Genomic DNA, 24309 nt, shown 5'->3' with positions numbered 1-24309 from the left:
AGATTTAGAAGGAAAGGACATAGAAGAAACTTTTCAGCAAATAGGAAAGAAAAAGAAGCCAGGAAAACGGATTTTTCCTGGCAAAATAATTAATTAGTATATGGACGGGTAACGATCAGCAGCAAAACGGAAATTATCATCAGAAGAAGGGAAATGCTACTGCCGAATGCTATCCAGACTGGAGCTATACCGGAGATCATAAGAAAACCAACACCTATTGTCACACCGATTATTATGGCTGTTGATGCCCAAGTAAAAGTTTCTTTAGAGAAGTGTCTTAGAATATGTCCTTTTGTCCATCCGATCATTTTGTACATGTGGAACTCGGAATGTCTTTCGGAAATCAACGTGTTGATACACTCATTCACTCCGATTATAGCTAATGCAAAAGTAGTCGCTAAAATAGCTAGTTGAAACCACATAGCTTGATCTGTAACATAAGCTCCAAGTGAGGTTAACTGGTTTTCGTAAATGGAATCTCCGAAAGCCGCCAGTTGAATGGAGAGCAGAACCACTGCCACGATGATGACTGACATGGCTGGAATAATGAACCGTTTATAATACCGCAGCCCCGCAAGACTATTGTAACCTTGAATTCGCTGTTTTCCCTTGTTTTTTCTGCTCATGAGGAAGAGAATCAACAATAAGGATAAAAGCCAAAGCCCGGTAGAGATTAAGAAAGAAACCGTACTCGTACCAAGCGAGTAAAGAATCAGCAGGGACAATATATAAGCTAGCGTTGTCAAGATGTATTGTTCCATGCAGTTACGAAGAAGAATGAACTTTCTATTCCAGCCGATTTGCCTTAACAGTTCGTTCTCATTATCCATGGTGTGGGCTTCAAAGGTAAGTCTTGCAGCCAACCAAACAATTGCAAAGATCAGAAAAAGTCCCGTCGTGAGCAAGGTTAGGAAGTTCCAGCTGTCGGTCAGTTGGCCAGCTACTCCAAGCGTCGTCCATGGGGTAAAGACGCTGCCAATACCTTCTGCATTTATTTCCATTTCTTTAAAGGAAGACCCTGCTACGATGTCTACTTCATAACCTTTTTCAAGTAAATTAGTGGCGACATCATTGATTTTTTCCTGTGCTTCTTGGTTATAAGAAGTAATTCCGGCCACCCGCAGTCGAATAGCATCAATTGGCTGCTCCCCCTTGATATATTCTGCCGCCTCCATGGTAGTGACCCCGCTGGCAAGAGCGGGAACAAAGCTGCCCGGTACGGTGGTGGCCTGTACAGGCTTCCCTTCAGCTGTTTTTATCTCTTTATCCGTATAAATGCCTAAAGGACTGGCTGCCAGCTTGCTTTCCTTTTCTAAATCGGGAGTGAAAGTGCCGACTTGATCCACTACGAATGGAATCGGACCGGACTCCGAAGCATAGGCGCTGACACCGTGCTGTTCGATTTCTTTATAGGCAGGAGGTTTATCGTCTTTCACAATTCTTACAGATAATGATTGATCTTTTATTCCTTGGTAGTCTATTTTAGAAGCAGTAAAATAGACGGAGGTATCCATATCTCCTGTATAACGTTCTGCTTTATGTGGCTTGAACTGATTATCAAGTCGTAATGCCTCCCCCTCAAAGGGGCTTTGGAAGGAAGAAAGATCGATATCAACTTTTTTTGTGTTAACTGCAGGTTCCTCAAGTAGATTTTTTGTGAACTCCTGCCAGTTGGGAGAGCCATTAGCCTGCATTAACCATTCCTGTTCAGACAATCCCAATTGGTCTAATGCTTCCTTTGTTTCTATATCCAATGTCTCAGTTTGAAGGGAAAGATATAAAGGCACTTGAAGTTTATCTCTTTGTAGAACGGGAAGGACACGCATGTCTGGGTTGGATTCCTGCATATTTTCCAGCAAAAAAGTGTCCTCTTCTTCTTTTTCCTGTTGAGTAAGTTGTGAAAAATCAATGCCTGTTAACGCCTGTTCACTATCTGGATCAATTCCAGCAAGCATATAGTAACTAGGCGGCATCATGAACATCAAAGCATTGCTCACTTGCTGCTGATCATCCTTATAATGCTTGATATATTGGATTAATCCAGGGTTCGTTTCTTCAAAGTATGTAATCGTTTTTCTATCATCCAGTGGATAATTGTTCAGCCCATCCGTCGTATAAAATTGAAAAGACAATCTTGTTGGCTCTGGTAAATTGGGCAGTTCGATGGAGTATTGAGCCCCAGTGAAATACCCAATAGAGGAAACAGGAGCTGCGACATCAATCGACGGGTCGGCTTTTATCTCTTCCCATTCACCAATGGAAATGCCGCCTTTACTGTCACCAATGTAGTTTTCTTCTACCATGTTCAAAGCCTGTTCCACATCGGTACGTGCTTTGGCGGGACGTACCAAGATGTCATAGGCACCCATCGCTTCATCGGCAATGGTGTTTTCTACGGTCAACTGTGATTCTTTCGCGTATTCTCTTCCTAGCGGTAAACATACATACAAACAGATAAATGCAAGCATAATGGAGATAGAAACCAACTTTCGGTTTACGATTCGTTTCAGTGCCAGTTTGATCATGCGGTCACCTCTTTAACGAATAGCGAACCACCTGACAGCTGATATGTTTTATCTCCTTTTCGGGCAATTTCCGGGTCATGGGTGACCATCAAGATAGCTTGTCCTGATTTTTTCAGCTCGGAAAAAAGGTCGGCAATTTTATCACGGTTATCACTATCCAAATTGCCGGTAGGTTCGTCGCAAATAAGAATGTCTGGTTCGGCTATCAGTGATCGTGCAATTGCTACTCGCTGTTTTTCCCCACCGGACAAACCGCCAGGCAGTCTGGAGAAGAAGGTTTCTTCTAAGCCAACTAGTTTTAACTTCTCTTTTGCCCTATCATAAAGCGGCCCTTTTGCCTCATCAAAAATCAGCGGGAGCGCTACGTTATCTAGCACAGAGTAGTGCGGCAGCAGTTTAAAATCCTGAAAAATAAAACCAAGATGTTTTCTTCGCCAGTTGCTCCTTTTCTTTTCACTTAAAGAATAGATATCTGTTCCTTTAAAGTGTACGTGCCCTTCATCCGGTTGTAACAGGCCGGATATGCAATGGAGCAGGGTCGTTTTTCCTGTACCGGATGGCCCGACTACTGAACACCATTCTGCCCTGTTGATTTGCCAATGAATATTATTGAGAATGGTAGACGTTTGGGTAGCCTCTCTAAAGGATTTGGAAACGTTTTTTATTATTAACACTTCATCCCTCCATCTAATTAAATGTAAAAAATAGGAATAAATTAATTATAACAATATTTTGAATTTACTCAACGGATTTTTAACAATATTTTACTCTGTATAATCGAAAAGGTTAGAGAAAGAGGAAATCCGCACCCATTTTCAGGTACGGATGTTTACATGTCAGCCTGTCTCCAGATGAAGGAGGACAACACCTGCTATGATCATACATATCGACATGATTTTTAGCCGGTTGTATGTTTCGTGAAAAAACAGAATGCCAATTACCGCTGTAGAGACCACCGTGACTCCAGACCAGACAGCATATACGAAGCCAACTTCAAAGTGTTGCACAGCCAGCGTTAAACAGGTTAGACAGAGTGCATAGCACAAAAAAGCCGAGACAGTAGGAACTGGTCTTGTATAACCTCTGGCCAGCTTTACCGATAAATTCGATAAAAAAGCCAGCACGAGGCTGCTGATTAAATAAACATACGCCATCATGCTCCCTCCCCGGCTACGGGGGATTTTTGTCTTGTGCTGACGTTCAGACCAATAACTCCGGCAATAATCAGTAATGTTCCGGCAAGCTTTACAGAGGAATTGGACTCTCCAAAAGCAAGAATTCCGACGCTGACGATTAAGGCAGTACCTACACCGGACCAAATCGCATTAACGACACTGATTTCTGAATGGTACGCAATCGTAATATACAATGTGAATGAGATGGCGTAACAGACAGCGACTATGGCTGCTGCCATCCAGCTGTTGTCTGCCAGCTTCATGAACGAGGCACCGGTCGTTTCCAAAATGATCGAGGTACTCAGCAAGCTGTAAAATTTCATGATGTTGTCCTCCTTGAATGTTGATCAGGTCCCAAAGCCGTTAATGATTATTGCTTCAAATAAATTTGCATTACGATACCTCACAAAAAAGACATTAAAACTAAGCGGGCTAAATTTTAACTTGTTTGTAATCTTTCACGAAGAAATTTAGTGGTTAGCTGATTAGTAGAAAGCTGAACCAGAAATTTTTATTTAGGAGGAAGTGGGGAGGATAATTTTTCATCAGAAAGCTTGTCAGATATGTTGACAAAAGATTAGATAGGATGCATACCCTGTGATACATTATTGTCAGATAAGAGAGAAAAGGGGAGTCAATACGAAGTACAAACGAAGCAGTCCAGGGTAAACGGATCATTGCTCCACCCAAAATCTGGTTTATAATTTCAAACATTCTGTAGGTTAGATTTTGCTTAATAATCCAAGGGAATTAACTCCCCCCTTGGAAGGCAAAAAAACTTGTAGAGAAACCTAGGTTTCTCTACAAGTTTTTTACTGTTCTTTTTCCAATTTATAGACACCTTCCGGGCTATGTACTATCACATGTGTTTGATCAATTATTTCCAAACCTACTTCTCTGGATGTGGATGGCTTATCCTCTTCATCCGGTTGATAGAAAAATACACCGGAGAACGTGTCCTCTGAACGGCCGTTGATGGCCAGGACTTGCTCTTGGTTATGGATGAAAATATGAAGGTTACTTGTGAGCCCTTTTGTAAAAGTGATTGTTTCATCCGATTCGGTTTCTTTCCAATCCCCATACAAAGTGTCAAGCTCTTGGTTATCAAAAGCTGTAAACGTATAGGAAGCAACACCATCGATTGTCAGCTCTGCAGACTTCTCGTCCGTTTTTTTCAGACTGGCATTTTTTCCTTCCCATTCTGGTCGGTCTTCGGGAGCCTTGACGATCTGTCCGAGTACGACATTGCCGTCCCTCTCTTGTATATCCATGAAGAAAGTCGTAAGAACATCCGCTTCCATATCCTTTTCTGACCGGTTTAATTTCTGGAAATGGATAGATCCCAATCCGAATTCCATACTAGGCAGCTCGGAATTACCCCATCCAAATTCATCCATTTTGTATAAAGCATTCAGCTCTTTTGTTAGTTCCTCTTCATCCTTTTCGCTGATTTCGGCGGGGCTTGCAGCATCAACCGACAGTTTCAGCTGCCTTTCTATGTGATTATCCTCCGAGTGTGTTTCTGCGGTGGAATTTGGCTGACAACCAGCCAATACCGCCGTCATAACCACTGGAATATATATGATTGCATTTCGCAAGGTAACACTCCTAAACTTAATTTTTCCGATAGAATTGCCGTATTATAGTGTATCAGTTTTCCTGTTTTTTTTATAGAGAAATTTTTGTGACGTGGATGACGACCCGGTGGTTGAAAAGCAGGGAAGGAAATCCTTATACTTGAAAAGAAGATGAACAGGAAAGGAAATTTGGCCATGTTACATGAATTTATAGTTCGGTTAGCGACAGAGAGTGTGGACGAAGCAATCGAAAAATTAAATGCGTTTGGTGTTTATAATCTGTATTACGAGCCTCCGATTGAAATTTATCAAGTTGAAAATGGGTATGACTATCGAGAAATCGAACAAAAGTATGCTGAGTTGAAAATATATGCAGAAGAGGACAGTCTTCCCGGACTTCCGCAGACATACTTTACGAGGATAAAGCAGGCATTGAATGTGCCAAAAGAAGCTATCCGTTACCGGGAAGTGGACGAGCAGCAGTGGAATACGGCTTTTGAAGACATCGATCTCGAAAATGGCTGGGTCCTTTGCTATTCGGGAAGCGAGGATAAATATCCGAACAAGCAAGTACTAAAATTCGAACCGCAGGCTGCTTTCGGGACGGGCCTTCATGAAACGACTCAGGACTGTCTCCGTATCCTGCTGTCAACGGATTTGTCCGGCCAAACGGTCCTTGATCTTGGAACTGGTTCTGGTGTATTGTCCATAGCGGCTGGATTGAAGGGAGCACATTCGCTGACCGCCGTTGATTATGAACCGGTGGAAAGGGAAATTCGCTTGAATGCAGAATTGAACAATTTGCAGCAGCCGCTACAGGTGGAAAAGGCCGACCTGCTAACAGGGGATTACCGAATCAAAGAGCATTACGATTTGATCATCATCAATATTGGGGCAGAGGAAACAAGAAAAATACTGGACAGACATCTGCTGGCTGAAAAAAGCAGTACATTCCTGATTTCCGGCATCGTCGAGTGGAATGTAGAAAGTGTTGTCGCTGATTTTCACGAAAAAGGATTTTTCATTAAGGAAAAACGACAGGCCAATGAATGGGTGACGATTCTTTTTGAAAAAACGGCTTAATGATTGAGATATCCCCGATTACATATTCCCGGGGATATTTTTTTCTTTATTAGAGAATCCTTACAGTAGGACAGGTGCATTCTGTATGGGGGGAGGAGGGCATCTACATAGAGGGATACGATATTATCGGTCTGGTTGATAAAAAGAGTCAGTATGTTACCCTTTTCATTGTGTGTCAATCGCTGCAGGATGGAAGATTGATCTAAACTTATAAAGGAGAGATTATCAACATGGAACTTACCAACAATCCAGCATTACTTTGGTTTGTGGGAGCCTATGGTGTGGTTATGATCGCCATGGGGATATACTTTTCAAAGAAGATTGCAAGCAGCGAAGACTTTATATTAGCCGGAAAAGGCTTGGGGACTTTTGTCCTGACGGGGACATTGCTTGCTACCTGGACTGGAAGCGGCAGCATCTCCGGCGGGGAGACATCCATGGCTTTCAGTTATGGCATCATTCCAGCATTATTAATGATGCTTCCAACTTTGGTCGGTATCGGTATATTATACCTAATCGCCCCGAAAATTCGTCAATTTGGCAAATACACGGTTTCCGGCATTCTTGAAGATAAATATGGGACCACTGCACGGATGATAGCCAGTATTATCATTATTTTAGCCTTTGTCGGTATTGTTTCTTATCAAATGACAGGGCTGGGATTTATTTTGAATCTGACAACCGGTATGTCCGTTGAAGTCGGAACCATTATTGGTGCGATTCTAATTATCTTTCTGGCCACTATTGGCGGACTGCGCTCCGTGGCACCGACGGATGCTTTAAGTGCTTTTCTTGCGATTGCCGCTTTATTTATTACGTTGCCGACTATCTTTATAATAGCTGGTGGCTGGGATGAGATTACTGCCAATGTACCTGCGGACCACCTAACAGCCACCGGAACGTTATCGAACGTACAACTACTCGGGTTTTTGCTTCCTTCTTTGTTTTTATTATTAGGCGATCAAAATATGTATCAACGGCTTGCTTCTTCATCTGGTGACAAATCCTCTAAGAAGGCGCAAATTGGCTGGTTGATAGGAATGCTGCTCATTTCGCCTTCCATTTCATTTATATCTTTTGCCTCCCGTTCTCTTTTCCCTGATATTGATCCGGGTATGGCGTTGATGACTACCACCGTGGTAATGCCTACAGTTGTGGGGGGGATCCTTTTAGCAGCGGCTACAGCGTTTATCGTTACTACCGGAAACTCCTATCTGCTGTCAGCTGCTACAAATGTCACCTACGATATTGTCGGCAAGTTTATAAAAAAAGACGCGACAGACAAACAGTTATTAAAAATGACTAAGCTTTTCATTATTCTGTTAGGACTGCTGGCCTATTTGCTCATCGCTTATTTTCCGACAGTACTGGAAGTGCAAATGTATGCCTATACGGTTTATGGCGCGGGCCTGACCCCGGCAATCTTAGCTGTTTTCTTTTGGAAGAGGGTGAATGCCGCAGGAGGTGTTGCTTCGATGGTCGCCGGAGTAATTACTACCCTGATTTGGGAAATACCGCTTGCGAAACCTTTTGATTTAAACAGTGTCATTATCGCTTTGCCAGTTGCGGTAATCGTACTCATCGTTGTCACGATTATGACCTCTTCCACCACAGAAAAATAATAACTTTTTTCTTGCTGGTTTCAGCACGAGGAAGAATCGGGAAGATACTTGTGAACGATATAACTGCCTTCTTTTTACTGGTGAAAAAATAATGCTAGCGTCAGGTAAAACAAGAAAAAAGGAGAGTTGTGCTTATGAAAGTACTTGTAGCGGGTGCCAATGGACATACCGGCCGCCTGATTTTGCAATATTTGCTGGAACGTGACCATGAAGCGTATGGCATGGTTCGTGATGAACAGCAGGCTCCTCGTTTGAAAAATATAGGTGCCCATGTTGTTACCGGAGATTTGGAAAAAGACTTATCCGACCTCGTAAAAGGCATGGACGCGGTTATTTTTGCCGCAGGTTCTGGTTCTAAAACGGGTCCAGAAAAGACCAAGGATGTGGATCGTGACGGAGCCATCAACTTAATCGATACGGCAAAAAAACAAGGTGTCGACCGTTTCGTTATGCTTAGTTCCATTTTCGCCGATCAGCCGGATGTAGCCGAAGGGCCGTTTGGCTATTATCTGCAAATGAAAGGGGAGGCGGATGAACACTTGCGTAACAGCGGTTTAACGTACACGATTGTCCGGCCGGGCGGATTGACACACGAAGACCCGACCGGAAAAGTCCACATTGCTGAAGACGTCGAAAGAGGCTCCATTAGTAGGGGCGATGTTGCAAATGTGATTGTAACCTCTCTGGAAGAATCAAACACGTATCATAAATCCTTTGATTTAATCGAAGGAGAAGACGAAATCCCAGAGGCATTGAAAAAACTCTAGGCAAAAAGCGTTCCTTTTAAAGGGACGCTTTTTGTCATGAAGCATTGTCTATTGGTTGAAAAAGGATAGGAAGGGGAAGGCCTGGAGAAAAGCACTCCACCGCGATGAAAATCAAAAAGAATCAGAAACTTTGTCTCCTACTGTTAACCTCTTTGGAGCGACTTTGATGCTGTAAGTAGACTTGTCGAAGGAGCCAGCCGCAAGATTTTTATATCCATACTCCGATTAAGTACACAAAAATGCCGATGATCAAACTGCAGATTGCTGGTACCAGTGTTTTGGAGTGGCTAACTAAACTCACCAACCCGAGGTAAAAGAAAAACACGGCTAGGTAGGTAAATGGTGATACCTGTTGAAAAACTGATGCTAAAAATAGCAGTATAAGGGCCACGAGGGTATGAAGCCCGGCCAATTTTCCGGACTGTTTTCTGTCTGTCATGAAAATCGATCCTTTCGGTTTGTTACCCTGCCATTATACGTCAATTTTCCTGTCAGGGGAAACCTATCGATAAACGCAAAAAAAGACGAAAAGGAAAGTATCCCGAAGCTAGCCTTTTCGTCTCTATATAATAGAAAGGAGACTAAAATTGGAGAACGCCAATAACATTACCTACTGCTGTTTTTTTGCTGCTTGAACAGCTCCGGCAAAGCGCTTCTTCACACTGTCAAGATTTGATCGCCTGCTGGCAGCCTTCGTTACCAACTGTTGCTTTTTGGATTGAACAGCAGCTCTAAGATCCTTCAGCTTTGCCCGGTGAGCATTTGCATTTGGGAGCATAAATGGTATCCCTCCTTCCATACTATAGCGTATGGAAAGGATGCTATTTTGCTAGTATGTTTCTACTAGAATATCTAACCATTTTTGAAATGGCCGCTTTACAATCCTTGGATGCCCATTTAACTTTCCTTTTCTTCCCCCATCATATCACTTAACATTTTGGTCATTGATTTAAATTTTTCTTCGTCATTAAGCATATCTTTCATCGCTCCGAAGGCTTCCTTTGAAAGCTCTGGATCATTGAGGACCTTTTCCATCAATTTACCGCTGTCCCCGCTAGAGGTAAAGTTCTTTAACAGCTCGCTAAAATCCTTATTTGCCATTTTGCTTATCACTCCATTCAAAAAATTTTTAGGCAATCGCTTCCGGGCCAATTCTATCACTTGCTGAAATCCATTTTTTATTTGCGGTGTGTTCAAGGTTTGCAGTAAACCTTGCAGTTTATCCAGAGAGTCAGTATTCAACTGTCTGGTGCGCCATTCAGCGCGAAGACGGTCAAGAAAGTTCGTCGATTCCACTAAAACTGCTTGCTGCTGCTCGCTTTGTTGTTGATTAAGCATCCGGTACTGTTCTTGAGGATCATTAACCTGCCGGAAACCTGCAGGGGTTTTTTCAAAAAAAAGCGTCCTTTTAGCCATTATTTCACCATCCTTTATTTATACTTTCTATACATAATTACGTAGGGAGGAAGGTTTCGTCCGTGTGAATGACTAATATTGAACGCCTTTTTGAAAAATAGATAGCAGTCCGTTTCCCGGCCGGTTCAGACGACTATTTTTATGTATTTCCGCGGTTTGTTGTCATGTCTGTCTATACCAAGCGTCGTAATTTTCATAGTTTGGTAATGTGAGGCCTCACCAAAAAACTTTTTAATAGAATAGAGGTGATATTGCATGGCTATCGTAGCTGCAATCCTATTGTTGTTCTTCTGGTTTGTAGTATTTACACCAATTATTCTATTAATTGCTGTTTTGGCTGCTCTAGGCATCTAAAACCACAATATGAGCCAGCTTCTCACCCCTCCTCCAACCAGGGAAATTGCTGAACGGTAGAGGGAAATGGCAAAATAAAAGCAATGGCGCAATCATGCCATTGCTTTTATTTCTATTCTTTTTTCATCCACTCCGGTTTTCCGAAGCCTTGGAATTCCTCATCGATGATTTGTTCAAATTCATCTGATTCGACTACTTCTTTGATATCTTTGACATATTGTTTATCGAGATCTTCCGTGTTGACTACCACACGATTTCGATAATCGTCAGGCATTTCTTCAAGCGCCAGTGCATCCAGCAAATCCATATCGGCTGCCAGAGCGTAGTTTCCTGGTACGGCTGCTAAATCCTCGCTCTCTACGGCTCTTGGAAGCTGACCGGCTTCGATTTCCTGGAAATTCAAGTTTTTAGGGTTTTCGACGATGTCATCTACTGAAGCACGTAATGGATCGACATCTTCGCTGATCGTAATCAGTCCTTCATCCTGGAGCATGATCAGTGTTCTTGCCAAGTTCGTTGGATCGTTAGCGATGACCACGGTACTGCCGTCTTCAATAGCGTCTATGCTATCATATGTATTGGAGTAGAGTCCCATCGGCGCTGTTGGTACAATGATTACTTCCGATAAGTCCATGTTGTTTTCTTCTGCAAAAGATTCCATGTAGATTTTATGCTGGAACAAGTTGGCGTCCAAATCGCCGTTCGCCAACGAATTATTCGGCTGAATATAGTCGGTGAATTCCTTATTTTCCACGGTGTAGCCTTTTTCCTCAAGAAGTGGAGCGATGGCCTTATTGACCATATCGCTGTATGGCCCTGTTGTGGCACCGAAGATTATCTCTTTTTTGCCGCTGTCACCCTCATCTGATCCGCAGGCAGCCAACACTGTAAGTAGTAATATTGTCAAAATGGTTAATAATTTTTTCATTTTCGTTCCTCCTCATTCTTCGTTGATAAACTATCTTTTATTTCTCAGCGCTTGTTGACCGCTTTTGCGATAAAATCACCGAGATACTGTACAAATTGAACCAATACAATCAACACGATTACGGTGGTGAACATCACGGTATCATCATACCGGTAGTAACCATACCGGATTGCCAAGTCGCCGATACCGCCGCCTCCAACGGTTCCTGCCATCGCTGAGTACCCGATTAGGCTTATCGCCGTGATGGTCAATCCGCTGATCAGGCCGGGTTTCGCTTCTGGAAAGATGATGTCCTTGATGATCATCCACGGAGAAGCACCAACGGCAACCGCAGCTTCGATAACGCCTTTATCGATTTCCCTGGCAGCCGATTCGACAATACGGGCATAAAAGGGAATGGCGGCCACCGATAAGGAAACCGATGCTGCCAGTGGGCCGATGGTTGTGTGTGTCAGCCATTTGGTAAAAGGAATCAGGAAAACGAGTAAAATAATAAATGGTATCGAGCGAATTAAATTAACAATGATTCCGACAACCAGTTTTACAAATTTGTTTTCCAGAAAAAGTCCTTTATCGGTGACATAAAGCAAAATCCCCATCGGCAAACCGATAAGAATTGCCACCAGCAAACTTATCCCTACCATCAGCATGGTTTCAAAAAAAGCTGTATTCAACTCAGGCAAAATTTCGATAATCCGATCAAGCATGCTGAATCACCTCCAGCTGATTGACGCGTTCTTTTAAGTAAGCAACCGCTTTGTCTATTGCGGTTCGTTCTCCTGTCATTTCCATAATAAAAATGCCGAGTGGTGTTTCGCCGATATATTCGACTTTCCCATGCAGGATGTTCCCCCGTACCGGGAAAGACTGCAGCATATCGGATACAACGGCTTCCCCGGCGATATCACCGCGGAATTGGAGCCGCATCAAGGTTCCGGTGCAGTTATCCAATAATTTGGCCGGCAGTTCAAAGCTCAGGACGGTTTGAATGAATGCTTTGGTGAGCGGCTCGGTCGGATTAGCGAAAATTTCATAGGTAGATCCTTCTTCGATGACGCGTCCATCCTGCATGACCGCACAGCGATTGCAGATTTCTTTGACAACTTCCATTTCGTGGGTAATGATGACAATCGTTATGCCAAGCTCCTGATTGATTTTTTTCAGCAGCTTTAATATCGATTTTGTCGTACCCGGATCGAGAGCGGAAGTGGCTTCATCACAAAGCAGTACCTTCGGGTTGTTTGCCAGTGCCCGGGCGATGCTCACCCGTTGTTTTTGACCACCGCTAAGTTGAACAGGGTAGTCGTTCGCTTTTTCGCGCAAGCCGACTAGTTCCAGCAATTCCAAAACGCGATTTTTTCGTTTGGATTTTGGGACACCGGCTGCTTTTAAGGCGAAAGCAACATTCTCGAAAACCGTTTTTGATGAAACCAGGTAAAATCCCTGGAAGATCATCCCGATAGACTGTCTCGCTCCCCGGAGTTCCTTGCTGGATAGACCCAGCAGATCCACCCCGTCAATCCAAACTTTGCCGGTAGTCGGCCGCTCTAAAATATTCATACAGCGGAGCAATGTGCTTTTTCCTGCCCCGCTATAACCGACGATACCGTAGATTTCCCCCTTATTGATGCTGAGAGAAACATTTTCAACGCCGTTCACCAAGCCAGCTTTTGTTTTAAATACCTTACTTACTTTTTCAACTGTAATCATCCTGTTCACCCCAAACATCGTACAAAAATAAAAAAACCTCTTTCATTCAGAAAGAGGGAAGAAAAACTATTCAATCCTTATCTTTCAGAATGAATCACCATTCTGCAGGAGGTAGCACCACTCCGCATGGAAGGTTGCTGTGACGTCGACAGGCCTGTTCCCTCGGTCACTCTGGATAAGATTTATTCGATATGCAATTTGTAAGTAAGATAGATTCTATCATAATTGGCCGATAATTGTTTGTCAATGTATTTTTATTGGTAAAAATCAAAAAATTCCGGCAATCCAAAATGACAGGGTTTTCATGGAAACGAAGGGTTTTTAATGGTAAGATGCAACCAGCAGTAATGGAAGGAGTGACCTTGATGGATGGAAGAAAACGAAAAGATATTAACCCGGGCGATTTAGTCGATATTGTACTGAAGAAAGATCAGAGGTCCGGAAATTTGACCAGGGGGATTGTGCAAGACATTCTCACCAATTCAAGCGAACATCCGCATGGAATCAAAGTCCGTTTGGAAGATGGACAGGTTGGAAGGGTCAAGTCCATCCATAAGGATTGAAAAGGGAGGAAATGAAACAAAGGAGCGATCGTCATATTTAAGAACAGACGGATCGCTCCTTTATTATATGGCAGTTGGAATCTAGCCCTCTAAGTTTGAATTTCAGCTTCAGTGAGGGATATGTTCTTCCTCGGCTGTCCTTAAGCTCGCCGGGATGATCGAGACGCCCTGCACGTTTCTTATTCTATCAGTCCCAAGCTTTGTAATCCTTTATAGATGCCGGAATCTTCTACAGTTGTTGTTCGATGCTTGGCATATTGGAAAAGATCAGGGTGGGCGTTCCCCATAGCAAATCCTTCGCCGACTGCCTGCATTAACTGTTTGTCATTCATGCCATCTCCGAAAGCAATTGCGCTGTCTTTCGGGATTTGCAGTCTTTCAAGTAACTTGGCCACAGCTTTTCCTTTATTGACACTGTCTCTTATGACATCATAGCAGTGCTCCAGCCCGCCGACATTTACTTGAGAAAAGTTAATATCATTTTCAACCTTGTAGAGAGCAGGATCTGTCTTCGAAAGCTTCATTAGGGTGACACCCAAAATCTCATCGATTTTTTCTGGTCCGAACAAGGCGTTTTTCCTTAATTCAAACACATCGATGAATTGTTTTACAACCTCTGCTTCCATCGACGTATAGTAATTTTTTTCACTTGTATAAAGCACCATTTCATGTCCATGCCTGCTGGCTGTTTCGATGAATTGTCGAACCGTATCAGCCTTCAGTGGCTCATCGACAATCACTTCATCCCGGTAGACGGCAAAAGCACCGTTATAGCCGATAAAAGAATGGATGTCGAGTTCCTTGGCGATATCTGCTATTTCATGGAGTGGACGGCCAGTTGCCAGGAAAACTTCCACGCCCTTTTCTTTGACCTCAAGCACTGCTTGTCTGGTGGAGTCCTGGATTGTATGATCTGGACGGAGGATAGTACCATCAATGTCTAAAAACAAAACCTTGTAGTCGCTCATGTGATTCTCCTTTTGCTTTGAGTGATTATTCGGTAACTAGAATGAATCGTATCACATCTTTTGATTTTAATGAAAACTTAACCCTTTTTTGTTTAATACTTGATAAATGTCGTTATGGTAAAATAGGATGAGTCTAAATACGGGAGAGCAGATATGAACCAAATACATAAGCAAAACACCAAAGTAATTGATTTTCGTAATGGAGATTTTACAGAAAGCATAGGACACCTTGGAATAAAAGACGATTTTTTCATCATCGCGGGGATAGAGGTATTTTCTCCTTCCAGAACCTCATTTGGCGAACTTTTTCTAAAAGATGATTTTGGGCTGGAAGGGCCGGAAATTAACGGTCGCCTGGTACCTGTCGTGCTGGAAAACCTTAGGAATATTGTCAGCAACTTGAGAGCTGTCCGTTTTTATACTGGACATGAGCATTTTACTATTCAGACGCCGAGTAAGGAAGAAATTCAAGAAAAGATAGATGAAGTCAATTCCCAGTACGACTGTCTGGACAGCAAACAAGTGCAGCGCTGGCTTTTTGAAAATAATTCAGAATATCGACGCAAACTAGCTTCCGCCAGGGTATGCACTGAACAAACGATTCAAACCTTGTACATTTCCAATCTGGAGTTTCCTGATGTTAAGGAAACAGCAGCCGACTATTTGCAGCTGCCTGATTTCAAGGATGATTCTCTGGAAACAGGAACGGACGAGGACAAAACATATGTCGGACTGCTCCTCTGTGGCAATAATGTCGTGTGGACGGAAAAAAATGCGAATAAAACCGTTGTGAAAGATAAATTGGAGCATGAATACAGGAATTGGTGGTTGGAAAACAAAGATGAAGAGCATTTGTGCCGTAAAGTGATTGTTCCGTTGGAGAGAGTCAAGGAAGATTTCTACATTGCTGTCCATCATTATGTTTTTCCGGGATTTGGCGGGAAGTATCAGTCGGGTCGGCTGCGTTTCAGCGTTTGTTCGAGTTTTTCCAAGGGCGTGCTGGCCAAAGACGATTTGCAAAAGCAAAATAAGCTGCGGAACAGCAAACAATCTGAGTATTTCCTATTGTTCAACCGTAACTTGGATGTCGTTTATACTGCAGGACTTAACGAGCGATATTGCCAGAACTGCAGAGAGTTTTATTACCCATTGCCAAAGCATTCCCTCATGGAGGACCGTTTAAGAAAATACAGCCCGTTTATCCAGCAAAGGCATATTTCTGTAGAGGTCGGTCTTTTTAACAAAAACAAGTATTTGTTTGATGATTTCGATTGTCCTGCGTGCAGAGAGAAGCTGAAGAAGGTCTATCAAGTATTCACCAAGCCTTCCAAACCAAGAAGGTATGAGCATGAAAGCCAGGAAGATTATGATATCGACGACTACCTGTCAATGGAAGCAAAAATGGAAGCAGAAGAGAGAAGCAGCCAGCATGAACTGGAATGGATTACCGAACAGGACCAGACTATTTTTGACCGAAGTCCTTATGAGGAAGACTGATAACGGTAAATCGCCTTACTGGTTAAGCAACTCTTTTTTCTTTTCTTATTTCGATTGTTTCCGTTATCCTTATAAAATAAATAGTAGATAAAGAAGGAGCAGCAGATGAAACAAATATACAGTAACATCATTCAATTCCGCGGCACCCATTATGAGTTCGGCCGAATACAGGGAGAAGAACTGCGGGGTTCTTTGATCGTCAAGAATCGCGAAAAGCAATGGAAGGTACGAAAGGCGCGTTTTACTGTGGATAAGAAAGAGGCAGAACAAGCAATCACCCGATTTGCCCCAGGGGTATGGCAGGAACTGCTGGGATTACGGGATTCCTTGGATTGGCCCATGGAACGGGTATTGATGGAGTTTGGCGGCTATCGGGTTGAATACGATAAATCGGGCTGTTCGATTGTGACTGGGGACAATTACTTTGTCCGTAATTATGACTATCATCCTAAAACATATGAAGGCCGGTACGTTATGTTCCAGCCGACTGATGGAGGATATGCGATTATTGGTCCTTCTCAGCGTATCACCGGGCGTCCTGATGGGATGAATGAAGAGGGGCTGGTGCTAGGTTACAATTTCATGCACCGAAAAAACCCTGGTGATGGCTTTATATGTGCGATGATAGGCAGACTTGTGCTCGAATCATGTGCAAATGTAGAGGAAGCCGTCACAATGTTGAAGGAAATTCCACACCGCCATTCGTTTAGTTATATCGTCTATGATCACAGGGGGAAAACATTTGTCGTAGAGGCCTCTCCGAGAGGCGTGGAAGTTCGTCGGTCCAATGTATGCACGAATCATTTTGAAATCATGAAGCAGGAGAACCGTAACTATTTAGTGGATTCGGAACGAAGACAAGGAATCATTGAAGGAGAAAGACAAGCTTTTAAAAACGGATATGATGCCTTCCGGCTGATGAATGACTCGGATAAGGGTGTGTTTTCCGATCAATATCGCAACTGGGCCGGTACTATCCACACCTCTGCTTATTTTCCTCAGGAGAAGAAAGCATGGTTTGCCTTGGGAGGAGATCAGGAGCCAACAGAAATAGACATAAAAGAATGGCTGGATGGGGATGATTATCCCTATCAGCGAATCTTAGGAGAAGTAAATACAGACATTCCGTTCGTCCATATGGAAGAAGGCGCAAGCTGGATGAACGGAAAACGATAAAAAGAGAATGGACGGCAAAGTAGCTGTCCATTTTTTTATAAACGCTGTATTCCAATTGCATTCTTACTTTTGCCATAATGGTGCCTTTTGTCCTTGTAAAAAAGAGTGGTAAGGCGGCGCTGCAGAAATACTCTATGCTTTCAGCGGGCGGCTGGTGAGCCTCCTTGAGCTTTCGCTCTGCGGGGTCTTACCGAGGCCTTTCCTCCCGCTGGAGTCTCCGGGTATTTCCGCCGCTATCATACAGTCTCCTGTTCAGAAAAGGGGAGAAGGGGCAAGGTCGCCCGCTATGGAGCTTTACCGGAAGACAGCGGACTTCCTCGAACCAAATGTTTATGGTGGGGAGAGTAACCGCGATCCCAAGGGAGCGAAGAAGCTCCTTCATGCAGCACCACCTTGTCTGAACCTTTCCCTATGGAATGTGAGTGTTTTTCCGCAAAGCCGGATTAGAACTTGCCTGTAAAGGATAGGAGGAAGTGGTGGGAGAGTATGGCACAGTTACTGTCAACCAACGCCAGCCTAAAATAGCAATCCCATCGAAGCAGCTCACTCAATATACAAGTGTTGGAAATTTGTAATATTATGCGTGATTTTTCCATTCTTTTGCCACAATAAACTGAGACAATGTCATAATAGACTTTCCCAAAGGATGGTTTTACATATGGGCAAACATAAGGCAACAATGGGGGAAATACAAGCAAAAATAGATAAAAAGCGCAAGGAGCTTTATGAGTTGGCTCGGGTAAAAGGTATTGCAAGTTCAGAAGTGTTAAGGTGCAGTGAGGAATTAGATAAATTGATATTTTTCCTGCAACATAGGAAGTATGCGCGCTACGGAAAAGAGTGCAGCAAGTGAAAACGAATTTGGTAAACAATGTTATTGCAATTTCTGTTAAGCTAATGTAAGATAAATATCAAGCTACGTTGTTCGTAATGATAATAAGTTTTAACCTTTAAACTGTAATAGGGAGTTTTAAATTGAATGTGGAATGTCAAGCCTCCATGATAGAGGAAGACAGGAAGGATTCTGCGAACACCCACTTTGAGGAGTGGTGGTTTAAAACTTTATTACGTGAGGTTACGGCAAATGTGGCTCTAAACACGATATGTAACAGCCAGTCCATATTGGGCTGGCTTTTTGAATAGGAAAAATCCCCTGTCTTTGCGAACAGGGGATTTTTCACTTTTCACTTTCTTTCTATAATATAACCATCATAGTTGATAGAAACTGCAAACTAGTTTGAATGCCGTCTTCCTAACTTCCTACCTTTATGGAGTTGGAGTTCTGCGCTGTGGAATCTCACCATGGCCATTCCTCCCGCTGGAGTCTCCGGGTATTTCCGCAGCTAGGAACAGCTTCCTGGCAAACCTTTTTAAGGTATCTTGTTGGGACTCAATGAAAAAGCTACGCTTGCAACATTCAGCATGCCTCTTAGCGCAGGTAGCATACGCAGACTCCTGCGGGAAAAGTACGAGCTGAAGATCCACTTGGGAAAGTGGTTTTCTTTACCAAGTTAGCTGAAGCCGTGTCCGCCCGCGGAAAGCGAAGTATGCTACCGAAGCGGTGGTTAACACTCTTTTAAATAGGCAATGGCACTTCCCTTTACAGTTATTGCGTATTTCCTTTCTATTGATAAAATAACTCGTGTTTAAGAAGAAGTGTACATACCACCATTGATATGGACGAATTGTCCGGTCATATAGGCGCCTTCGTCCGATGCAAGCAGGATATAGCTCCCTACATGATCTGCAGGCTGTCCAGGTCTACCGAGTGGTGTACTGCTACCGAATTCGCTGATTTGCTCCTCTGGTATTGTGGCAGGAATAAGCGGCGTCCAAATCGGACCTGGCGCAACCCCGTTCACACGAATTCCTTTGGGTGCAAGCTCCTGTGCAATCGAGCGGGTGAAAGCAACGATTGCTCCTTTTGTGGAAGTATAATCGACCAGTTGTTTGTTGCCGACATAGGCATTGATAGAAGCGGTATTAATAATCGCGCTACCTGTGCTTAAATGTGGGATGGCCGCCTGTGTGATATAGAACATAGAGAAAAAGTTGACATCGAATGTTCTGCGCAATTGAGCCGGACTGATATCACGCACGTTTTGTTTCACTTCCTGCCTGGCAGCATTGTTAACGACGATATCCAGCTTCCCGTGTTGGTTGACAACATCATCGACTAGCTGTTTGCAAAAACTCTCGTCGCCAATGTCACCGGGATGGAGTGTGCATTTTACGCCTTCTTGTTCAATCCGTTGTTTAGCAGCTTCCGCATCTTTGTGTTCATCTAAGTAAGCTATTGCCACATGGGCTCCTTCTTTTGCATAGCCAATAGCCACTGCTTTGCCGATGCCGCTATCTCCTCCAGTAATCAATGCAACACGATTTTTTAATTTCCCGCTACCGACATGGCTTTCCACTTCATAGATCGGTTTTGGGTCCATTTCGGATTCCAATCCTGGCTGGCGGGATTGCTGTTGAGTCGGGATACCCTCAGACAGGGGAGTTTGTTTGTTTAGTTTGTCCATATCTATTTCCTCCTTTAAGTGATTCCGTTGAATTCTTTTTGGATATACCCCTTTGGGATACAGGAGAAACAAGCATGCACCTTTCTCGCCTATTCTTAACATTTGTCATTCTTATCGGTTTATGAGTAATTAACCTCATTCCCGCTTTGGTCGATGATACAGCTAAGATTTCACTTCTAAAATAAAAGGTTTCCTGCGATTAGCAAGTATGGTAGCTTAGAACTATCAGAAATTCCCAGCATAGCTGAATTGATATAAACCTAATGCAGAAGAATCACTAGTAATTCACTGGACAATTGGGAGTGTGGAAATGGGGAAACAACAATGGCAAGAAAAATGTTATTTTTGTTGACAGGGATGACGATTTTTTTAGTGGTGTTTTTATTGATTGCCACTTCCGTCATGAACCGCTTGCAAATCAATAATGCAGCCAATCAATGTAAGGAAATTGGCGGCAGTCCCAATGTGGAAAAGGATTTGTTCGCCATTAACTGGTCCTTTTCCTGCGATGTTGACTAATTATGGGAAAGAGGTAGTGTCGTGGAGCGCATATCAAAGCATGATGCAAAAATTGCAGCGAAAAAATTTATCAATAAACATTTTCCTGATTGTCAGGGAGCGTTACTAGCAGGAAGTGTTGTAAGGGGAGAAGCAACAAATACTTCGGATTTAGATATCGTTGTTTTTGATTCACAGTATTCAAGTTCTTATCGCGAGTCTTTTGTGGAGTTCGATTGGCCGATTGAGGTATTTGTACATAATTTGCAATCTTATCAAGTGTTTTTTCAACTAGATGTGGAGCGAGCCAGACCGTCCATGCCTCGTATGGTGAGTGAGGGCCTAGTTTTAAAGGATAGCAGCGGCTTGATTGACACGATAAAAAAGGAAGCCGCAGCGCTTCTAGCGGCCGGACCAAAATGTTGGACTGCAACCGTGATTGAACAAAAACGGTATTTTCTCACCGATACGCTTGATGATTTTATTGGCAGTACCCTGCGGGAGGAAGACTTAGTGATTGCCAATACACTGGCTCAGCTGACGAGTGAATTTTACTTGCGCGTCAATGGACAATGGGAAGGAGCTTCCAAGTGGCTCATTCGTACTTTGCGACACTATGATTCTGCATTTGCAGATCGTTTTACTTTGGCCTTCGATACCTTTTACCGGGATAGCAATAAAGAAAAAGTCATCCAGCTGGTAGACAGTATGATGGAACCATACGGAGGGCGCCTTTTCGCTGGTTTTTCTTCTGGAAAAACTACAGCTGCTCGAAGCAAGTAAGAGCCCTATTATCAGCATGTAAAAGCGGAGGGGGGAGAACGAATGAAGGCACTGCTATCTGTAGTTTTTGAACTTCTTCGTATTGTTTTCATTTTTGTATTTTTGTCGGCGTTGATTTGGATGGCTCTGGGCAATATTTATACATGGTCTGCCGGAGTGGAGAAGTATCAGTGGCTTGTCGGCATTGCCATCTACCTGGTTTTATTTGTCCTGTATCGAAATAAGTGGCAGTTTTCCGGTTGGTATCAGGGAGAAGGACGGAAAAGACTCAGTAAAACAGTCACCAAGGGGCTTTTGATCAGTGCACTTGTCTTATTTGTTGCTCCGTTTGTATTGAGCTTAACGTTGTCTTGATGAGAATTTTGGAAAACTCGACTGGTGACAAAGGGAGGACGTTTTATGGATTTAACCACCAGCGGCCTCATCATCCTCGCTATCTTTTCCCTCTATTTACTGATTGCGACAACTGGTATGTTGTTTTCGTTACTGTTCTATAAATGAAATAAAATATCCGGCTATATAACTGCCATACTGATACCACTCATCGGTTCATACCTATTCGGTGCACATACCTACCTGCTTGCCCCTTTCCTCATCGGGGCACTTTATGTATACAGCAGCCGCCCGGAAAACAGGCAATGGATACGTCGAGTGGGGGAGCGATACTTCTGGTCGAGTTACCTTTCTCTCCTTTGCGGCATATTTGGATGGGCATCCTGTCTTCTCTTCCTTACTACTTGAAAGAGCTTGTACTTGTACGGATGGTGGATGTTTCCTTCCCTCTCGATTCTGACCTCAGTGGTGGCTTTGTTTTCAAAAAAAAAACCTGCTTGGGCTTCTTCCATTGTCTTTTCATCTTCCGCCCTGTATTGGCTGTCGGCAGTTTTAGCGACTTCCCAAATGAGCCAGCCCAATCCGCTAGGGATGTCTGTTCTGGGCCAGATGGAATTGGCGTCTTCTTAATAGATGGAAATAAAGGATAAGTTTAGTACAGGCGATTTTCTTACTCAAAGAGAGGCAGGGTTCTAAAATGAAACAATTCGGAAGGAAAGAAAAAGATAAACAGTATAATTTTCGACCAGGGGTGTATGGATTACTGATAAATGAAGAAAACTCACTTGCCGTCATCGAAACAGAGAATGGGAAGTTCTTTTTGCCTGGTGGAGGCATTGAAGCAGGAGAAACGCATCAGGAATGTCTGAAGAGAGAGGCAATAGAAGAAATGGGGATGGAAATAGCGGTTGGGTCGTTTATCGGTTGCGCCCAACAGTACTTCTATTCTACCAATCAGTGCAAGTACATGCTGAGTGAAGGTCATTTTTATAGCTGTTACCAGACAGGATTACTTGGAGAGCCAAGTGAGCCGGGGCACTATTTGCGTTGGTTCAGCCTAGTGGAAGCGATGGAGTACTTATTTCATGAACACCAGGTATGGGCGGTCGGGGAAGTGAAAAACCGACTGACCAATGTTGGAGATAGTTATGGAAAAGATGATTGATATAGGTGCCAAGCAATTGGAAGTACTCGATATAGGGGAAGGAAAACCGGTCGTTATCCAACCAGGAATGGCTTGCTCAATCTATGAGTGGGAAAACATTGCACGGCAGTTGGCCAACCATGCAAGAGTCATTCTGTTTAACCGTGCAGGATGTGGTAAATCGACGCTTGGCTATGGGTGGAGAAATATAGAGTCGAACGTGGTTGATTTATATAAAGTGTTAGAGCAATTACACATAAGCAACCCACTTCTGGTCGGACATTCATACGGCGGTTTATGTCTGCAGCATTTCACCAAGGCCTATCCGGAAATGATTTGTGGGCTTGTTTTGGTCGACGCTTCTTCCGTTGATTACCAACTGCTTGACGAAGTGGAGATAGAAGAAGATGAAAATTCAAACGATGCCTGGATAGAGAAGTGCGTCTACTATGCAGACTTAACAAGTGCAGAGTTAAGCAAAGAACTTGCTTCCTGGATAGAAGAGGTTCCGGATGGCATCGATCGAAGCAAATGGAAAGGTTTCCTATGTAATCCTGATTTGTATAAAGCCATGGCGGAAGAGATTCAATCGATGCCGGATGATACGGCCAAGGTAAAGACAATGGGTCCGTTTCCTGAAGTACCTTTGACTGTTATGGTGCGAGATGCGGATCAATCAGTTCGCGAGATGGTAGAACAAGAGGGACTGAAGCATTCAGAGGCACGGGGTTTAGAGGATGTTTGGCAAAAACTCGTCTTCAATCAGACAAAGTTGACGACAAGCGCTACTTTCGTAGTAGCGAAAAATGCTAGTCATCAAATTCATTTTGACAGACCTGACCTTCTTGTGGAAGTAATCATGGCAATGTTGAAAGAGAAGGGGAAATGGTAATGAAAACAGAAACCGATATTATCCAGCTAATTGAGGAGGATAGTTGGATGATGGACATTATCCATGCAACAGCAAAACTTCAACTGCCAGATTGGTGGGTGTGTGCGGGGTTTGTCCGAGCAAAAATATGGGACACCATGCATCAGTTTAGTAAGCGGACACCTCTTTCCGATATCGACGTTATTTTTTTTGATCCAACACAACCTGAAGAAGAATACGAGAAGCGATTGGAGAAGCAACTATCGTTCATTCTTCCCGGTATCCCATGGTCGGTGAAAAACCAGGCAAGAATGCATAAAGTGAATAGTCTTTCTCCCTATTTATCTTCGATGGATGCAATGGCAAACTTCCCGGAAACTGCCACAGCTATAGGAGTGAAAACCAATCAGTATGGAGATATTGTCATTTCCGCTCCGCATGGAATAAAGGATGTACTAAATCTTGAAGTGAAACCATCCCCAAGATTTCTGTCCGATAAAGAGCTGTTAAAGATATTTGAACAGCGGATGAAAAGAAAAGAGTGGAAACGGAATTGGCATAACTTAACCATTTATAAGGGGGATGTATGATGAGTAAAATTGATGCTGTTTTTATCGAGCGAACCTCGACGCCCCGTAATGACCAAGGAATGGCGGGACCACCATCGAAGTAGTACTGCCAACGTAGAGCAAGGTGCCCGAGCTGCGTTCCCGTCTGTGAGGGAGTACAGCTCGGTTAAGATCCCGGTTGCGTTGATATCATACAGATGTTGGATGGCCTCAGGTGTCAACGTC

At 43.3% G+C, this 24309-nt stretch carries 26 protein-coding genes, 1 other RNA gene and 1 riboswitch; of the genes, 14 read left to right on the top strand and 13 right to left on the bottom strand.

What is annotated here, in order from left to right:
* Positions 1-89: 89 nt before the first annotated feature.
* From BLR82_RS04875 to BLR82_RS04855, 5 genes are all read right to left on the bottom strand, one after another.
* Positions 90-2525 carry an FtsX-like permease family protein gene (locus BLR82_RS04875; RefSeq protein ID WP_074597844.1) on the bottom strand — a complete coding sequence of 812 codons (2436 nt, stop codon included), beginning with the start codon at positions 2523-2525 and terminating at the stop codon, positions 90-92.
* A complete protein-coding gene (locus BLR82_RS04870) occupies positions 2522-3199 on the bottom strand; it encodes an ABC transporter ATP-binding protein (RefSeq protein WP_074597843.1) in 678 nt (225 codons plus the stop codon). The genes BLR82_RS04875 and BLR82_RS04870 overlap by 4 nt, the downstream gene beginning before the upstream one ends.
* 162 nt (positions 3200-3361) lie before the next feature.
* Positions 3362-3679, bottom strand: a complete 318-nt coding sequence (locus BLR82_RS04865; protein ID WP_074597842.1) for a DMT family transporter — start codon at positions 3677-3679, stop codon at positions 3362-3364.
* Complete coding sequence (locus tag BLR82_RS04860) at positions 3679-4023, bottom strand: DMT family transporter (protein WP_074597841.1); 345 nt, start codon at positions 4021-4023, stop codon at positions 3679-3681. The genes BLR82_RS04865 and BLR82_RS04860 overlap by 1 nt, the downstream gene beginning before the upstream one ends.
* Positions 4024-4512: 489 nt before the next feature.
* Complete coding sequence (locus tag BLR82_RS04855) at positions 4513-5298, bottom strand: hypothetical protein (protein WP_074597840.1); 786 nt, start codon at positions 5296-5298, stop codon at positions 4513-4515.
* A 174-nt stretch (positions 5299-5472) separates the two neighbouring features.
* Here BLR82_RS04855 and BLR82_RS04850 point away from each other — a divergent pair, with 174 nt between their 5' ends.
* The 3 genes from BLR82_RS04850 (at position 5473) to BLR82_RS04840 (ending at position 8749) form a co-directional block, all read left to right on the top strand.
* Positions 5473-6360, top strand: a complete 888-nt coding sequence (locus tag BLR82_RS04850) for a 50S ribosomal protein L11 methyltransferase (protein ID WP_074597839.1) — start codon at positions 5473-5475, stop codon at positions 6358-6360.
* A 230-nt stretch (positions 6361-6590) separates the two neighbouring features.
* Positions 6591-7982 carry a sodium:solute symporter family protein gene (locus BLR82_RS04845; RefSeq protein ID WP_074597838.1) on the top strand — a complete coding sequence of 464 codons (1392 nt, stop codon included), beginning with the start codon at positions 6591-6593 and terminating at the stop codon, positions 7980-7982.
* Between the two features lie 134 nt (positions 7983-8116).
* Positions 8117-8749: an SDR family oxidoreductase gene (locus BLR82_RS04840; RefSeq protein ID WP_074597837.1), complete on the top strand. Its 633-nt coding sequence runs from the start codon at positions 8117-8119 to the stop codon at positions 8747-8749.
* Positions 8750-8957: 208 nt separating this feature from the next.
* Here the strand turns inward: BLR82_RS04840 and BLR82_RS04835 are convergent, their stop codons facing one another.
* The 6 genes from BLR82_RS04835 to BLR82_RS04810 all read right to left on the bottom strand — a co-directional run bounded on the left by BLR82_RS04835 (position 8958) and on the right by BLR82_RS04810 (position 13157).
* Positions 8958-9188, bottom strand: a complete 231-nt coding sequence (locus tag BLR82_RS04835) for a hypothetical protein (protein ID WP_074597836.1) — start codon at positions 9186-9188, stop codon at positions 8958-8960.
* Positions 9189-9359: 171 nt separating this feature from the next.
* Positions 9360-9527: a hypothetical protein gene (locus tag BLR82_RS20965; RefSeq protein WP_175486754.1), complete on the bottom strand. Its 168-nt coding sequence runs from the start codon at positions 9525-9527 to the stop codon at positions 9360-9362.
* A gap of 119 nt (positions 9528-9646) precedes the next feature.
* Positions 9647-10165: a hypothetical protein gene (locus tag BLR82_RS04830; protein ID WP_074597835.1), complete on the bottom strand. Its 519-nt coding sequence runs from the start codon at positions 10163-10165 to the stop codon at positions 9647-9649.
* Between the two features lie 466 nt (positions 10166-10631).
* Positions 10632-11447, bottom strand: coding sequence for a MetQ/NlpA family ABC transporter substrate-binding protein (locus BLR82_RS04820; RefSeq protein ID WP_074597833.1), 816 nt, complete (start codon positions 11445-11447; stop codon positions 10632-10634).
* A gap of 44 nt (positions 11448-11491) precedes the next feature.
* Entirely contained in the window at positions 11492-12154 is a 663-nt protein-coding gene (locus tag BLR82_RS04815; protein ID WP_074597832.1) for a methionine ABC transporter permease, read from the bottom strand.
* Positions 12147-13157 (bottom strand): methionine ABC transporter ATP-binding protein, encoded by a 1011-nt coding sequence (locus BLR82_RS04810; protein WP_074597831.1) that lies wholly within the window; start codon positions 13155-13157, stop codon positions 12147-12149. The genes BLR82_RS04815 and BLR82_RS04810 overlap by 8 nt, the downstream gene beginning before the upstream one ends.
* 74 nt (positions 13158-13231) lie before the next feature.
* Positions 13232-13339, bottom strand: a riboswitch (SAM riboswitch).
* A gap of 183 nt (positions 13340-13522) precedes the next feature.
* Between BLR82_RS04810 and BLR82_RS04805 the strand changes: the two genes are divergently transcribed.
* Positions 13523-13720, top strand: a complete 198-nt coding sequence (locus BLR82_RS04805; protein ID WP_074597830.1) for a YwbE family protein — start codon at positions 13523-13525, stop codon at positions 13718-13720.
* A 179-nt stretch (positions 13721-13899) separates the two neighbouring features.
* Here the strand turns inward: BLR82_RS04805 and BLR82_RS04800 are convergent, their stop codons facing one another.
* Positions 13900-14688 carry an HAD family hydrolase gene (locus BLR82_RS04800; RefSeq protein ID WP_074597829.1) on the bottom strand — a complete coding sequence of 263 codons (789 nt, stop codon included), beginning with the start codon at positions 14686-14688 and terminating at the stop codon, positions 13900-13902.
* 153 nt (positions 14689-14841) lie between these two features.
* On the opposite strand from BLR82_RS04800, the gene BLR82_RS04795 reads away from it, so the two are divergent.
* From BLR82_RS04795 to ssrS, 4 genes are all read left to right on the top strand, one after another.
* The gene (locus tag BLR82_RS04795; RefSeq protein ID WP_074597828.1) at positions 14842-16185 is read left to right on the top strand and encodes a hypothetical protein; all 1344 of its coding nucleotides are present in this window, start codon (positions 14842-14844) and stop codon (positions 16183-16185) included.
* A 105-nt stretch (positions 16186-16290) separates the two neighbouring features.
* Positions 16291-17361: a C45 family autoproteolytic acyltransferase/hydrolase gene (locus BLR82_RS04790; RefSeq protein WP_074597827.1), complete on the top strand. Its 1071-nt coding sequence runs from the start codon at positions 16291-16293 to the stop codon at positions 17359-17361.
* 658 nt (positions 17362-18019) lie between these two features.
* Positions 18020-18214, top strand: a complete 195-nt coding sequence (locus BLR82_RS20740) for an aspartyl-phosphate phosphatase Spo0E family protein (protein WP_074597825.1) — start codon at positions 18020-18022, stop codon at positions 18212-18214.
* 57 nt (positions 18215-18271) lie between these two features.
* Positions 18272-18458, top strand: a non-coding RNA gene (gene ssrS, locus BLR82_RS04775) — 6S RNA.
* 549 nt (positions 18459-19007) lie between these two features.
* Here the strand turns inward: ssrS and BLR82_RS04770 are convergent.
* The gene (locus BLR82_RS04770; protein ID WP_074597824.1) at positions 19008-19886 is read right to left on the bottom strand and encodes an SDR family oxidoreductase; all 879 of its coding nucleotides are present in this window, start codon (positions 19884-19886) and stop codon (positions 19008-19010) included.
* Between the two features lie 324 nt (positions 19887-20210).
* Here BLR82_RS04770 and BLR82_RS04765 point away from each other — a divergent pair, with 324 nt between their 5' ends.
* From BLR82_RS04765 to BLR82_RS04740, 6 genes are all read left to right on the top strand, one after another.
* A complete protein-coding gene (locus BLR82_RS04765) occupies positions 20211-20405 on the top strand; it encodes a hypothetical protein (protein ID WP_074597823.1) in 195 nt (64 codons plus the stop codon).
* A 21-nt stretch (positions 20406-20426) separates the two neighbouring features.
* The gene (locus tag BLR82_RS04760) at positions 20427-21167 is read left to right on the top strand and encodes a nucleotidyltransferase domain-containing protein (RefSeq protein ID WP_074597822.1); all 741 of its coding nucleotides are present in this window, start codon (positions 20427-20429) and stop codon (positions 21165-21167) included.
* 42 nt (positions 21168-21209) lie between these two features.
* Positions 21210-21521 (top strand): hypothetical protein, encoded by a 312-nt coding sequence (locus tag BLR82_RS04755; protein WP_074597821.1) that lies wholly within the window; start codon positions 21210-21212, stop codon positions 21519-21521.
* Positions 21522-22197: 676 nt separating this feature from the next.
* Positions 22198-22665, top strand: a complete 468-nt coding sequence (locus BLR82_RS04750) for an NUDIX hydrolase (protein ID WP_074597820.1) — start codon at positions 22198-22200, stop codon at positions 22663-22665.
* Entirely contained in the window at positions 22649-23536 is an 888-nt protein-coding gene (locus tag BLR82_RS04745; RefSeq protein ID WP_074597819.1) for an alpha/beta hydrolase, read from the top strand. The genes BLR82_RS04750 and BLR82_RS04745 overlap by 17 nt, the downstream gene beginning before the upstream one ends.
* On the top strand, positions 23530-24105 hold the full coding sequence (locus BLR82_RS04740; RefSeq protein WP_074597818.1) for a nucleotidyltransferase family protein: 576 nt from the start codon (positions 23530-23532) through the stop codon (positions 24103-24105). The genes BLR82_RS04745 and BLR82_RS04740 overlap by 7 nt, the downstream gene beginning before the upstream one ends.
* Positions 24106-24309: the final 204 nt, after the last annotated feature.

The sequence above is a fragment of the Sediminibacillus halophilus genome, from assembly GCF_900103695.1.
In the GTDB taxonomy this organism is placed as follows: Bacteria; Bacillota; Bacilli; order Bacillales; family Amphibacillaceae; genus Sediminibacillus; species Sediminibacillus halophilus.
This window is presented reverse-complemented; position numbering and strand designations above follow the sequence as displayed.